The following is a 13,114-nucleotide window of genomic DNA, read 5'->3' on the forward strand; positions in this document are numbered from 1 at the left end:
TCTCAACGGTTTTGGTCAGGGTTCCACTGGGCGTAACGCTGGCCGCGCAGGAACTGCCACAGGCCGATGCTCATGCCCGCCAATGTCACCAGCAGGAATGCCGCAAGGCGGAACGGTTTGGGTAAGCGGTGTTGCGAATCCAGCAGACCGGCAATCGCGATGGCGTAGCCGATCAATTGCGCGATCAGGCTCATGCGATAGAAACCGTGGTCGTCCCACAGCCAGAAATTGCTCAGCAGCAGCGGCAGCAACAGGATCGGCGCCAGCCGCCGGATCAATTTGTGGCTGATCAGTGCAATCGAATACAGCCCGTGCTTGAGCGGATTGAGCAGCTCACTGCGCTGGGCCAGGCTTTGCAGACCGCCGACGGTGACCCGCTGACGGCGGCGGAATTGTTTGTCGGCTTCATCGACACCGTGGTCGATCACTTGCGCTTCAGGCACGTAAACGATGCGTTTGAATTTCACCGGGGCGCAGGTGCTGATGAAGAAGTCGTCGTTGACTTCCGCCGGCACGTCTTCGAACAGTTCCCGGCGCAGGGCAAGCAGGGCGCCGTCGGCGGACACCATGCAGCCGGTGCGGTTCTCGACCCGGCGCAGCCAGCCTTCGTAATGCCGATAGAGGCTGTCGCCGACACTCAAACCGCCACCGGTGACCGGGATCACCATGTGCCCGGCACAGGCACCGACCTGCGGATCGCTGAGGGGCGCGAGCAGATAGCCAAGGGTTTCCCGCGACCATTGGTTGTCGGCATCGGTGAACACCAGAATGTCACCCGTGGCCAGGGCCACACCGGCATTGAGAGTCGCCGCCTTGCCCTGGCGCGGCAGGTCGAGCACGGTGATCCGTGGGTCGATGACTTTATGCGCGCAAGCCACGGTGTCGTCGCTGGAACCGTCGCTGGCCAGAATGATTTGCAGGGTGGCCGGCTGATAATCCTGGGACAGCAGCGAGCGCAGCTTGTGTTCGATATGCCGCGCCTCGTTGTGTGCGGCGATCACGATGCTGATGTTCAGCGGTGGTGTCGGGCTGTGGCGCCACGCCGGAAACAGCGGCGCCAGCAGCGTCAGCAGCAACGGGTAGCCGACGTAGGCGTACACCGGCAGCAACAGGCACATCCAGAAAATGAACTCAGCCACGGGCAGGCCTCCTGGCATTCCAATGACACAGACTGAGAATGAACGCCGCGCCGGCCAGGTGCAGGCGCACCCAATGCAGGCCCCACAGTTGCAGGGTCAGGCCGATATCGTGCTGGCGGCGACTCTGACGAATGCTGAGGACCAGCGCCGGGATCGTGGTCATGATCACCATGACCGCGGCGTGATGGGGAAAACCGTTGAGCAGCGCGGAGATTGCCAGCAGATCCAGCAGCCACGCCGCCAGCGACAACAGTGGAAAACGCAGCAGGCGCAAACTGAAACCGTGGGTGCGCAGCAGTTGCAGATGACTGCCCTGGCGCCACATTTCCTTGCCCATCCATTCGCGCCAGTTCATTTCGTAGCCCCAGTGCAGGGCCACGGATTCGTTGACGGACAACAGCCGCGCGCCCTGTTCGCTCTGGCGCAGGGTGAATTCCTTGTCTTCGCCGGTGCGCAGGGATTCGTTGAACCCGCCGACCTTGTCGAACCAGCGCCGATGCATCAGCAGATTGGAGCTGGGCAACCAGTCCACGGCATGGGCGGCGTGGCTGGTCGGGCGCAGGGTGCGGCGTTGCCAGGCCACGGCGTACCACGGTGCAGAGGCGGGGGTGTGCAGGTCTAGTCCGAACACATCGGCGTGGCCCTCGGCTTCGAGGGCGAACAGCCCGGTGAGCCAGTCTTCGGGCATTTCGATGTCGGCATCGATGAACGCCAGCCAGTCACCGGTGGCGACGGCGGTGCCGCGATTGCGCAGAGCGCCGATCAGCACGCCCGGGACAACGAGCACTTGCGCGCCGAACTGGCGGGCGATCTGCGGGCCCTCATCGCTGGAACCGTTATCGACCACGATCAGTTCGCACTCGACATTGGCCGCATGGGCGGCTTTCTGCGCCGCCAGCAGGGTGCGGCCGATGTGGCGGCCCTCGTTGTACATCGGGATGACGACACTGATCCGGCTCATGTCCTGGTCTCCACCAACGGTGCTTGCTCGGCCTTCAGGCGCAGGACGCTGGTGAGCGCGAGCATGATCCACACGTACTTCTGGTTCGGTGCACTGAGGAACATCAGAAACAGGGTCAGCGACAGGAAACCCACCCCCAGGTGGGTCATCATGTCGGCCTGTTCCCAGTCGCGGCGCTGCATCCAGGCGCGGCGCGCGCGAATCAGGTTGTACAGGCCCAGCGCGAGCATGCCGACGAACAGCAGCCCGGCGGGAATCCCCAGTTCGCTGAAGATTTCCAGGTAGGTGTTGTGCGCCCGGCGGTACAGGTCACCGATCTTGCGGTTGGCGGAAAACGCCTTGGCGTAACCGGTGGTGGCGTAATGCAGGGGAAAGGTGCCGGGGCCGGAGCCGAGCAACGGGTTCTCGCGGATCATCTGGCTGCCGACCACGATGTACGAAGCGCGGCGGCCCAGGGATTCGTCATCGTGGCCCCGGGCGCCGGCACTGAGCACGCTCAGCGACTGGATACGCGCCAGATAGCCGGCGGGCATCGCATAAATCGCCAGCGGAATCACGATCGCCAGGCCAAGCATGGCGAAGCCCAGGTGCCGTGGACGGATGCGTGTCAGTTGCGCGCGGTAGTGCCAGCAACCGATCACCAGACTCAACGCCAGCACCACCAGCCCGGAGCGGGATTCGGTCTTGGTCATGCCGCCGAGCAGCAGCAGGCAGCAACCGCCCCAGAACAGACGGTGCAACAGGTTCGGGCTGCGAATGATCAGCAGCAGGCCCAGCGGTACGGCGAAGGCGATCAGCATGGCGAAGGCGTTCGGGTCTTCGAGCAGACCGGCGGCGCGGCCCTGATCCTGGAATTTGGTCGAGAACATCGCCATCGCACAGGTGGCGCTGACGGCCAGCGTCACCAGGCGGGCGAACAGGTCGAGGTTCAACTCGCGACCGATCAGCAAGGTGATGACGAACAGAATCAGACCGACGCTGAGTTCACGCAGATGACCGAGGGACATGCCCATGTCATCGGTGTTGAGCAGGCTCAGAAAGTATAGAACCATGAACCAGATCAGGTAACGCCAGATATTGCTGCGCAGACGTTCCGCCGGGATCTGATGCATCGCCAGTTGCAGCATCAGGATCACTGCCAGCGACGCACCGATCAGCTTGCTGCCCGACAGCGAGCTGTCCTTGAAGAAACCCTCGAACGGCACCAGCGCGGCAATGCCGAGCAGGCCCCAGGTCGGCTTGCGGTAGAGCACGGCGAACCCCACCAGACCGAGCACCGCGCCCGGCGCAAGATAGGGCCAGGGGCTGGTCAGCAAGGCGATGCAGACCAGACCCAGCAAGCTGACGATCGAGAGCGGGAAAATCATGCGCGTGCCTCCCGTGCCGTGCGGATGTACAGCTGCGACCAGCGTTCGGCCAGGGCCTTGAGGTCGTAGCGGTCCTGTTGCGTGCGTTTTGCGTTGTCCCGCAGCCTGCGCGCCAGCCCGCTGTCGCTCAGCAGCGTGTCGAGCTGACGGCCCAGGGCGGTACTGTCGGTCGGCGCGGCGAGCAGGCCGTTGTGCCGGTGTTCCAGCACATCGGGAATCCCGCCGACCGCAAAGGCCACCACCGGCACCCCGGTCTGCATGGCCTCCAGCAAAATCATCGGTGTGCCTTCGGTGCGCGAGCTGATCACCAGCGCGTCGAGTCGCTGCCACCAGTGGCGCATGTCGTTCTGATACCCCGGCAGACGAATGCGCTGCTGCAACCCGGCGGCGTCGATCCGCGCCTGCAACGCCTCACGTTCCGGGCCGTCACCGAGCATCACTGCGTCGAGCTGCGGGTGCTGATGACACAGCGGAATCAGCGCGTCGAGGAACAGATCCGGGCCTTTCTCGCTGCTCAGCCGGCCGACATAACCGGCGAGCCAGCGCGGACTTTCGGCTTGCAGCGTTTGCGGGGCGACCGCTGCCGGCAGGCCGTTGGGGATCACTTGCAGCTTCTCCGCCCGCACGCTGGCCTGGCGGTGCAGCACCGCGATGCTTTCGGCCACGCACACCACCCGGTCCACCGAGGCGGTGCGGCACAGTTGCAGGCTGAGCCAGGTGTAGAACTTCTGCTTGCGGCTGCGCGGGGTGAAACCGTGTTGCGTGATCACCAGCGGCAGACGCAACAGCGAAGCGCCCACCCAGCCGAACAACAGGCCCTTGAAGTTATGGGTATTGATCAACGGACGCTCCGCCCGGCGCTGGCGCAGATGCCCGAGCAGAGCGCCGAGCCCGGCGCACCCTTGCGCATCGACGCCGGCTTCGCGAAAGCGCTCGATCAGCTGCGCTGGCGCATCGAGAAACAGCACCTGATGCTGCCCCGGTGTCGCCAGGCAATGATCCAGCAACATCCGCTCGGCCCCATAGAAGCCGCCGCTGCTGAGCAAATGAATGATCGGCAGCGCGGCGTTCGGGGTGGACGGCGTGTTCAATTGCGCACCCAGTGCACGAAGCTTGGCACGGTCCAGTTCTTGTGCGGATTGCCAGGCTGGGTGCTCTGATCGTTGATCACCAGCAGCACCGGTACGCCCAGCTCGTGGCTGATTTGCGCCGGGTGTTTGAAGCGGTGATCGAAGAACTCACGCACGTAGACCAGGGCAATCGCCAGCAGCAGACCGGTGAACAGACCGAACGGAATGATCAGCAACGGTTTGGGGAACGCCGCTTCGGTGGGCTCGAATGGCGGGCTCAGGACCCGGGCGTTCGACAGGTCGTCGTTCAGTGCGCGGGTGGTGCTGCTTTCGGCGAAGCGCTGGGCGTAGGTCGAGAACGCGGCGTGCAGGGCGTCGATTTCGGTGTCCATCTGCCGCAGTTTGCTTTGGGTCTGCTGCAGGTCATGGATGCGCGCCTTGAACTCGGCGATGCGCGCCGTCTTCTGATCGATCACCTGTTGCACCACCGCCAGATCGTTGGTGCGTTCCTGAATGCGGTTGCTCACCACTTTGAGGAACTGCTGGCGGGTGCGGGCGATCTGTTCGCGGGTCAGCAGCATCGGCTCGCTGCCGGGCTGGAACACTGCCAGATCGTTCATGTAACGGCTGACCTGGGTGGTCAGTTGCTCGCCCAGCTGTTTGATCTCCCGGTCTTCGAACGCCACGTTGTCGACGGTGGTGGTGAAGGTGTAGGGGAAGGTGTAGTCATTGAGCTTGTTGTTGCTGGCGGCAGCCAGGCTGGTTTTCAGGTATTCCAGCCAGCGCTGGCTTTGCAGCAGGCGATCCTGATACAGGTTCAGCGCCTGTTCTTCGGTGTTGATCGCGTTCAGGCGGAAGGTGATTTCTTCCTTCGGATCCGCCGCGCCGACACGTTCCAGCAAGGCCTGGCGATTGGCTTCCAGACCATCGAGGCGTACTTGATACAGGTGCTTCTTGGTCTCGTAGAAGGACTGCGGCAGGTCGATCGATTGCAGGGCCTGACGGCTGACCAGATAGTTCTGCAGCAGGGCGGCGACGAAGGTTGTGCCTTGATGCGGATCCGGGAAGCTGTAGACGATCGAGATCACGTTGGAGCCTGGCAGGGTCTCGATCTTCAGGCTGTCGATGGCCTGTTGCGTCAGCCCGTCGAGCACGGTGTCACGCACCGGATCGGTCTCCAGCCCCAGCAGGTTGCGCAGCGGGTTGATCAGGTACTGGCGCAGCGGTGAGGTGATGTAGCGCCGGAACGGATCGCCGATCAGTTTGGCGAACATCCCGGGCGGCGGGGTGTATTCACCCTTGTCCCGCAGTTCGCTGATGGTCTGGCGGATCAACGCCGGCGAACGCAGGATGTTGCTCTCGGTTTCCATGTCCGCCAGTGATGGCGGGATGAAGGTGGCGTTGTCCACAGTCAGCGACGTGGTAGCGTCGCCCTGGGAGAGTTTTTTCGACTGCACGATCACCTGGGCGGTGATATCGAAGCTCTGTTTGAGCACCATCGGCAGCACCAGCGCGATCACTGCAAAGATCAGGAAGACACGCTTCACCAGCCGTTTGTTGGCGAAGAAGATCCTGAAGAACTCATGCAGGTAGTTTTCCTTTGGATTCATGTCAGGTCACCCGAGAGTCAGTTGTTGTTGCTGCCCTTGTTGTCGACGCGGTAGCCGAAGCTGAACCCCACGCCCTGGAACAGCACCACGTCGGCCAGTTGCCGTGCCAGATCACCGGCACTCGCCAGTTTGGTCTTCGGCACGTAGAGCATGTCGTCCGGTTGCAGGTAGGCAATCTGCGAGGCGTCGCCGGCCAGCGCTTTCTCGACGTCGTAGCGCACGGCCTGCACTTGATTGCCGTTGCGCCGCATGATCATCACCGAGTCCAGACGCGCCTTGACGTTGGTGCCTCGGGCCAGCGTCAGTGCTTCGAGCACAGAAACCGGCCGGCGGATCGGATAGGAACCTGGCTGACCGACTTCACCCAGCACATAGATCTCGTTGCCGGCGGTGGACTTGAGCAGCACGTCCACGGTCATCCTTCCCGGCAGTTGCGCATAGCGTTTGTTGAGGAAGGTTTCCAGTTGATTGACGGTCATGCCTTGCAGCGGCACGGCACCGATTTCCGGAAAGCTCGCGTAGCCGTCAGTGCCAACGGTGATCTCCCGGCTCATGCCGGTGGCGGGGTGGTTGAGGGCGCTTTTCAGGTTCTGCTCGTTGGTCAGCGGACTGATGATCTGCACGGTCAGCTGATTGCGATTGGGCTGGAACAACTGTTTGCGCTGATAGGCACGCTGGATTTCATCCCGGGCCTCATCGCTGGTCAGCCCGGCGATTTTCACCGAAGTGTTGGCACCCGGCAGATTGATGGTGCCGTCCGGCAGCACCAGTTGGTTGCCGTTGAGCTGGCTGGCCGCGGTGAAGTTCAGGCCGATCTGGTCACCCGACTGCACGCGGTAGGCGTCCGAGCCGCTGGTGCTGATGTGGAAGATCACGTCCAGCACATCCTGCGGGCGCAGGGTCTGCTCGATCTTTGGCATGTCGGTGGCCTGGGCGTTGGCCGGGGTGGCGGTGAGGATATTCACCGGCATGGTCTGGGTTTCGGAGTTGCTGGAGCAACCTGCAAGCGGCAGCATCAGCAGAACCAGTATCTTGGCGTTCATTGCGTCATCCCTCGCGTTGCTTACAGGTTTTTGTACAGCCATTTGGGCATGTAGTACTTGCGCCGGTTGAACACGCTGCCGACCACTTTCGCCCCGGCCTGGGTCAGCCGTTGCACCGCGGCCTGGGCGACTTCCCAGCGGGTGTCCTCGGCCCGGACCACGAACACCACGCCGTCGGCCTGGGTGCTGAGCACCAGGGTGTCGGCGGCGGAGTACACGGCATCGCCGTCAATCACCACGAAGCGGTACTGGCTGCCCAACTGATCGAGCAACGGGCTGAGGCGTTCGGCGGTGAGCATGTCCATGGTGCGGATCGGCCGGCCGTTGGGCAGTACGTGGAAGGGCAGGCTGGACACCTGCACCACGCAGTCCTGCAACAGCGGCGGGTTGTCCGGGTTGAACAGCAAATCGCGCAGACCGCGCTCCTTGCCCAGGTTCAGTTGCTGGGTGAGGTTGTTCGCCGACTGGCTGGCATCGACGTACAGCACCAGTCCGCTGCTCATCTGTGCCAGTTGACTGGCCATGGCCAGGGCGCTGGTGGTGGTGCCGGCGCCGGGGTTGGCGGCGGTCAGGAACAGGATCCGCAGATCCAGGTCCAGCACGGTCGACGTCAGGTTCGACTCGCTGGGGCTGGCAATGCTCAGGCTTTTGTTGGTTGAACCGTCCATTAGCTTGCTCCGTGGCCGCTGAATACTTTGAAAGGGGTTTTCAACAGGATCTTCAAATCAAGCAACAGGCTCTGCTCGGCGATGTAGCTGAGGTCCAACTCAACGCGCTGGTCGAAGTCGATATTGCTGCGCCCGGAGATCTGCCACAGGCCGGTCATGCCGGGGTAGATCGCCAGACGGGCGAGGTGCTTGTCCTTGTAGCGGTAGGCGTTGAACGAGGTCGGACGAGGGCCGACCAGGCGCATGTCGCCGGTCACCACATTGATCAGGTTGGGCAGTTCGTCGAGGCTGGTGCGCCGCAGGAAACCGCCGATCCGGGTGATGCGCGGATCCTCGTCGATCTTGAAATCGATCGCATCGGCACCGTGTTTGTTGAGGTGGCGCAGCGACTCTTTCAGCTCTTCGGCGTTGGCGACCATGGTGCGAAATTTGTACATGCCGAACTTGCGGCCGCGATAACCGGTGCGTTTCTGCACGAACATCACCGGGCCTTTGCTGGTGAACTTGATGGCGAGCGCCAGACCGATCAGCAGCGGCGAAATCATCACCAGAATCACCAGCGCGCCGAAGCAGGCCAGTACCCGGTTGGTGCGCGACAGCTGCCAGGGCCGGCCACCCTCGCGCCCGGTCACCCAGCCTTGCCCCTGACGGTGGATGGCTGCGTCGAGGCGCATTCGGTGTTCCGGATCCATGCGTTTGTCACGAACCAGATGTTGGATCGGTACACCTTTCTCATGTCCAGTCATGGAGTCCTCCGCTGGTGTTCAGCCGCGAACGGCGCGTGGGCGACAGGCAGTCGGGTAGTAATCGCGATACCAGGCGATGAAACGCCCGAGGCCTTCATCCAGCTCTATCCGGGGCTGGAACCCGGTGGCCTGGGCCAGATCGTCGGTGTCGGCACAGGTGTTGAGCACGTCGCCCGGTTGCAGGGGCAGCAGCTCGACAATGGCTTTCTGGCCGAGGTGTTTTTCCATCAGGGCCAGGTAGGTTTTCAGCTCCACCGGATGGTGGCCGCCGATGTTGAACAGGCACCACGGCGCCATGCTGCTGCCCGCGTCGGGGTGCTCGCGGTCCCATTCCGGATGGGTATGCGGCGGATGGACCGTGAGGCGGGCGATGCTTTCGACGATGTCGTCGATGTAGGTGAAATCGCGTTGATGCATGCCGTAATTGAACAGCTTCAACGGCAGGCCTTCGGTGATGGCCCGGGCGAACTGGATCGGCGACATGTCCGGCCGGCCCCAGGGCCCGTACACCGTGAAAAAGCGCAGCCCGGTGCAGGGAATGCCGAACAGGTAGCTGTAGCTGTGGGCCATCAGCTCATTGGCTTTTTTGGTCGCGGCGTACAACGACAACGGGTGGTTGACGTCGTCATGCACCGTGTACGGCGTGTGCTGGTTGGCGCCGTATACCGAGCTCGACGAGGCATAGATCAGATGCTCGACCGGGTGGTGCCGGCAGCTCTCCAGAATGTTCAGGAAACCACTGAGATTGCTGTTCAGATAGGCCTGTGGATTTTCCAGCGAATAACGCACCCCGGCCTGCGCCGCCAGGTGGATCACCACTTGCGGGCACTCGCGGACAAACAGCGCATCGACCGTGGCGGCGTCGGCCAGATCGACTCTGGCAATCTGGAAATCGCCGACCTGGCCGCGTACCCAGCGCACACGATCATGCTTGAGCTGCGGGTCGTAATAGGCGTTGAAATTGTCCAGGCCGATGACCTGATGCCCGTCGCGCATCAATCGCAACACGCAATGAGCGCCAATGAACCCGGCCGCACCGGTGACGAGGATTTTCATGACCGCAACCCGTCAGGCGCGATATGCCGCAGGCCGATGCCGCTGTAGTGCAGGCCGGCGGCCGCCACTTGTTCCGGGTTGTAGAGATTGCGCCCGTCGATGATCACCTTCGAGCGCAGCTTGTCGGCCAGCAGTTCGAAATCCACCACGCGAAAGTTCTTCCACTCGGTGCAGATCACCAGCGCATCGGCGTCTTCCAGGGTGTCGTCACGGGTGGCGCACAGGTGCAGGTCATCGCGGTAGCCGTAGATACGCCGGCACTCGGACATGGCTTCGGGATCGTAGGCCTGCACGCTGGCGCCTTCGGCCCACAGGGCATCCATCAGATAACGGCTGGGGGCTTCGCGCATGTCATCGGTGTTGGGTTTGAACGCCAGGCCCCAGACGGCAATGGACTTGCCGGCCAGGCCTTGGGGGAACTGCGCTTTGAGTTTGCTGAACAGGATGTGCCGCTGCGTATCGTTGACGTCGGTGACACTGCGCAGCAGTTTCAACGGCATGCCGTTGTGTTCGGCGGTGTGCAGCAGGGCGCGCAGATCCTTGGGAAAGCATGAGCCACCGAAGCCGCAGCCAGGGTAGATGAAGTGATAGCCGATGCGCGGGTCAGAGCCGATGCCCTTGCGTACGGCTTCGATGTCGGCGCCCAGCAGCTCGGTGAGGTTGGCCAGTTCGTTCATGAAGCTGATGCGGGTGGCGAGCATCGCGTTGGCCGCGTACTTGGTCAGCTCGGCGCTGCGGTTATCCATGAACATCAGTTTTTCGTGGTTGCGGCAGAACGGCGCGTAGAGCTCGCTCAACTGTTCCCGGGCCTCGGGGTCCAGGGTGCCGACGATGATCCGGTCCGGGCGCATGCAGTCGGCGAGGGCGCTGCCCTCCTTGAGGAATTCCGGGTTGGACACGATCCGCACGTTCAGGCCGCTTTTGCCGCGCCGGCGCAGTTCGTTGTTGGCGGTGTCGAGTACCTGATCCGCCGTGCCGACCGGCACCGTGGATTTGATGATCAGGGTGCGATCGGCCTCCATGAAGCTTGCGATCTGCCGTGCCACGTTGAGCACGTGGCTGAGGTCGGCGGAACCGTCTTCGTCAGCCGGAGTACCCACGGCGATGAAGATCAGTTCGGCGTGTTCAACGGCATCGCTGGCCTGGGTGGTGAACAGCAAGCGCCCGGCCTTGATGTTTTCTTCCAAAGTTGCCGACAGACCCGGTTCACTGATAGGCGGAACTGCCTGTTGCAGTTGTTTAATCTTGTTCGGGTCTATATCGACACACAGTACTCGATGTCCGACATCGGCAAGTGCCGCAGCTTGTATCAGGCCAACATAGCCCGTACCAAATACGCTCACGTCCATATTGGCGTGCCTCGTAAGACGGTGGAGGAAGATCGAATTGGAACTGTCAAAAGGGGTATAGCGCAGGGTGGGAAAAGCGTGTCAGCAAAATGACATGTTGCATGTGTATAACACCCCCGTTTTTGGGGGCTAATAGCCATCAAGTACTTGCTGCATCTGGATTTGTCCCGTCCTTGACATGTTTTTCACAATTCAAAGAAAACGATAAACGGTCGTAGGCCACAAAATTCAAGGGCTGTAGAGACTTGGGTGTGTCAGTAATGAGTCAATGTTTTTTTGACGCTTTTGGCAAAAGTCCGACAATTCTTGCGCTTTGATAGCGCGGTGCTAGTGTCAGAAATTGACCGACAATTCATTGACCATGCCCCGTCGGCAGCGCCCCGGAACCGCCATGTTTCGATATTTGAAAGAACTGCTTTTAGTTATTTATCTACTGCTTTATTCCGATTATTACCTTGATCGTTTAAACGCCATGGGTATCGGTCCGGCAGTACTTCTTTTTGGCGCGATGTTTTTGGCGCTGACTTTCGCATTACTACTAACGGCCTATATAAGGCAGACTTTCATTCGGCACTTGTTCGCATTAGCGATGTTTGTGTCGGCGGTGTTCTTCGATGTCTATACCCGGGTCACTGCCGATTACCTGACGTACAGCAGTTTTGTCTCGCTGGTGTATTCGGGTGGCTTCATTCAGGAAGCGGCTTACCAATACCGGGATGCGATCGTCCACGGGCTACTCAACGGACTTTTGCTGTTGATCGGCATCGGCCTGCGGCCGCGTCATTCGATCCCGGTTCCCAATGCGCTGCGAGTCGCGGCGCCGGTGCTGGGGGTGTTGCTGCTCAGCGCGGTGCTGTTCATGCGGGCCGGAGAGGGCGCACGGGGTTTGCCGATCATGTACACGCCGCTGGCCTACCTCAATCTGTTTGGCTACGAGGCGCTGCACAACACTGTCGGCCCCCGTGAGCCGGTGACCCTGGCGCGCAACGGCCCGGCAGTGGGCCACGACATCGTGCTGATCATCGACGAAAGCATTTCCGGCAATTACCTGGACATCAACGCGCCGTTCGGTGTGCACAGCAACCTCAAGCAGGCGCATCCCGGCGTCGACATTTTCAATTACGGCTATGCGGCGTCCATCGCCAATTGCAGCGCCGACACCAACGTCACCCTGCGTTACGGCGGCACCCGCGCCGATTACATGCGCATCAACAGTACGCTGCCGTCGATCTGGCAATACGCGAAAAAGGCCGGCCTGCGCACCGTGTACATCGACGCCCAGCGCACCGGCGGCAACCTGCAGAACCTGATGACCGACACCGAGAAAAAGGACATCGACGAGTTCGTGCAGTTCGACCAGACCAGCGTCCGCGACCGCGACATGGCCGCCGCTGCCAAGCTGATCGAACTGCTCAACGACGACAAACCGGAGCTGGTGGTGATCAACAAGGTCGGCGCGCATTTCCCGGTGCACGACAAATATCCGGACGCCTTCATGGCCTACCGCCCAACCTTGCCGCGCGGCCAGTTCACCGAAATCGCCGACACCGGCAAGCGCGACGGCTTCAACGGCCAGCCGGATGACTGGGTGCTGTACCGCAACGCCTACAAGAACACCGTGCTGTGGAATGTCGGCGAGTTCTTCTCGCGGGTGTTTGCTCAGGCCAATCTGAACAACGCGCTGCTGATCTACACCTCGGACCACGGCCAGGACCTGCACGAACGTGGCAACCCGGGGCTCAACACCCATTGCGGTGGCGACCCGGTGGAAGAGGAGGGACTGGTGCCGCTGGTGGTGATTCAGGGCGATCAGCTGCACACACTCGACTGGTCGGCACAACTGGCGGCGAACAAGGATCGCTCCAGTCACTACAACATCTTCCCGACCCTGCTGCAGTTGATGGGCTATGAGCTGGCAGGGATTGAATCGGTCTACGGCAAACCGCTGAGCGTGCCGACGACGGACGACTTCACCTTCAACTACCGCTTCAATGCGCGGTTGGGGGCCAAGCCCGAGTGGAAGCACATCGACCTGAACAGCATCGTCACGCCGGGTGAGGCGCCGACGAGTGTTGCAGCAGGGCAGTAACCCGTCGCGATCCGCT

At 61.8% G+C, this 13,114-nt stretch carries 11 protein-coding genes; 1 reads left to right on the forward strand and 10 read right to left on the reverse strand.

Translation table 11 applies throughout. The features are described from left to right. Positions 1-2: 2 nt before the first annotated feature. Genes R1A29_RS09750 through R1A29_RS09795 form a run of 10 tightly spaced genes read right to left on the reverse strand, consistent with a single transcriptional unit; the run spans position 3 to position 11,009 of the window. Positions 3-1,139: a glycosyltransferase gene (locus tag R1A29_RS09750; RefSeq protein WP_438301295.1), complete on the reverse strand. Its 1,137-nt coding sequence runs from the start codon at positions 1,137-1,139 to the stop codon at positions 3-5. Beyond that, a complete protein-coding gene (locus R1A29_RS09755; protein WP_438301296.1) occupies positions 1,132-2,100 on the reverse strand; it encodes a glycosyltransferase in 969 nt (322 codons plus the stop codon). The genes R1A29_RS09750 and R1A29_RS09755 overlap by 8 nt, the downstream gene beginning before the upstream one ends. Continuing rightward, the gene (locus R1A29_RS09760; protein WP_438301297.1) at positions 2,097-3,467 is read right to left on the reverse strand and encodes an O-antigen ligase family protein; all 1,371 of its coding nucleotides are present in this window, start codon (positions 3,465-3,467) and stop codon (positions 2,097-2,099) included. Before R1A29_RS09760 ends, R1A29_RS09755 begins: the two co-directional genes overlap by 4 nt. After that, entirely contained in the window at positions 3,464-4,570 is a 1,107-nt protein-coding gene (locus tag R1A29_RS09765) for a glycosyltransferase family 4 protein (RefSeq protein WP_438302024.1), read from the reverse strand. Before R1A29_RS09765 ends, R1A29_RS09760 begins: the two co-directional genes overlap by 4 nt. After that, positions 4,555-6,147 (reverse strand): GumC family protein, encoded by a 1,593-nt coding sequence (locus R1A29_RS09770; RefSeq protein ID WP_248744502.1) that lies wholly within the window; start codon positions 6,145-6,147, stop codon positions 4,555-4,557. The genes R1A29_RS09765 and R1A29_RS09770 overlap by 16 nt, the downstream gene beginning before the upstream one ends. Before the next feature lie 17 nt (positions 6,148-6,164). Continuing rightward, positions 6,165-7,190: a polysaccharide biosynthesis/export family protein gene (locus tag R1A29_RS09775; RefSeq protein ID WP_438301298.1), complete on the reverse strand. Its 1,026-nt coding sequence runs from the start codon at positions 7,188-7,190 to the stop codon at positions 6,165-6,167. A gap of 20 nt (positions 7,191-7,210) precedes the next feature. Further along, positions 7,211-7,858 carry a CpsD/CapB family tyrosine-protein kinase gene (locus tag R1A29_RS09780; protein WP_085712110.1) on the reverse strand — a complete coding sequence of 216 codons (648 nt, stop codon included), beginning with the start codon at positions 7,856-7,858 and terminating at the stop codon, positions 7,211-7,213. Further along, complete coding sequence (locus R1A29_RS09785; RefSeq protein ID WP_438301299.1) at positions 7,858-8,604, reverse strand: sugar transferase; 747 nt, start codon at positions 8,602-8,604, stop codon at positions 7,858-7,860. Before R1A29_RS09785 ends, R1A29_RS09780 begins: the two co-directional genes overlap by 1 nt. An 18-nt stretch (positions 8,605-8,622) precedes the next feature. Continuing rightward, the gene (locus R1A29_RS09790) at positions 8,623-9,660 is read right to left on the reverse strand and encodes an NAD-dependent epimerase (protein WP_438301300.1); all 1,038 of its coding nucleotides are present in this window, start codon (positions 9,658-9,660) and stop codon (positions 8,623-8,625) included. Then, positions 9,657-11,009, reverse strand: a complete 1,353-nt coding sequence (locus R1A29_RS09795; protein WP_085712113.1) for a UDP-glucose dehydrogenase family protein — start codon at positions 11,007-11,009, stop codon at positions 9,657-9,659. The genes R1A29_RS09790 and R1A29_RS09795 overlap by 4 nt, the downstream gene beginning before the upstream one ends. A 391-nt stretch (positions 11,010-11,400) precedes the next feature. Between R1A29_RS09795 and R1A29_RS09800 the strand changes: the two genes are divergently transcribed. Continuing rightward, positions 11,401-13,098, forward strand: coding sequence for a sulfatase-like hydrolase/transferase (locus R1A29_RS09800; protein WP_438301301.1), 1,698 nt, complete (start codon positions 11,401-11,403; stop codon positions 13,096-13,098). Positions 13,099-13,114: the final 16 nt, after the last annotated feature.

The sequence above is a fragment of the Pseudomonas sp. NMS19W genome (assembly GCF_051554255.1).
GTDB lineage: Bacteria > Pseudomonadota > Gammaproteobacteria > Pseudomonadales > Pseudomonadaceae > Aquipseudomonas > Aquipseudomonas kribbensis.

Excerpts from the sequence above, each read along its gene's own strand:
- R1A29_RS09755 (WP_438301296.1), bottom strand. The coding sequence starts at position 2,100 with ATGAGCCGGATCAGTGTCGTCATCCCGATGTACAACGAGGGCCGCCAC.
- R1A29_RS09760 (WP_438301297.1), bottom strand. The coding sequence starts at position 3,467 with ATGATTTTCCCGCTCTCGATCGTCAGCTTGCTGGGTCTGGTCTGCATC.
- R1A29_RS09770 (WP_248744502.1), bottom strand. The coding sequence starts at position 6,147 with ATGAATCCAAAGGAAAACTACCTGCATGAGTTCTTCAGGATCTTCTTC.
- R1A29_RS09775 (WP_438301298.1), bottom strand. The coding sequence starts at position 7,190 with ATGAACGCCAAGATACTGGTTCTGCTGATGCTGCCGCTTGCAGGTTGC.
- R1A29_RS09780 (WP_085712110.1), bottom strand. The coding sequence starts at position 7,858 with ATGGACGGTTCAACCAACAAAAGCCTGAGCATTGCCAGCCCCAGCGAG.
- R1A29_RS09785 (WP_438301299.1), bottom strand. The coding sequence starts at position 8,604 with ATGACTGGACATGAGAAAGGTGTACCGATCCAACATCTGGTTCGTGAC.
- R1A29_RS09790 (WP_438301300.1), bottom strand. The coding sequence starts at position 9,660 with ATGAAAATCCTCGTCACCGGTGCGGCCGGGTTCATTGGCGCTCATTGC.
- R1A29_RS09795 (WP_085712113.1), bottom strand. The coding sequence starts at position 11,009 with ATGGACGTGAGCGTATTTGGTACGGGCTATGTTGGCCTGATACAAGCT.
- R1A29_RS09800 (WP_438301301.1), top strand. The coding sequence starts at position 11,401 with ATGTTTCGATATTTGAAAGAACTGCTTTTAGTTATTTATCTACTGCTT.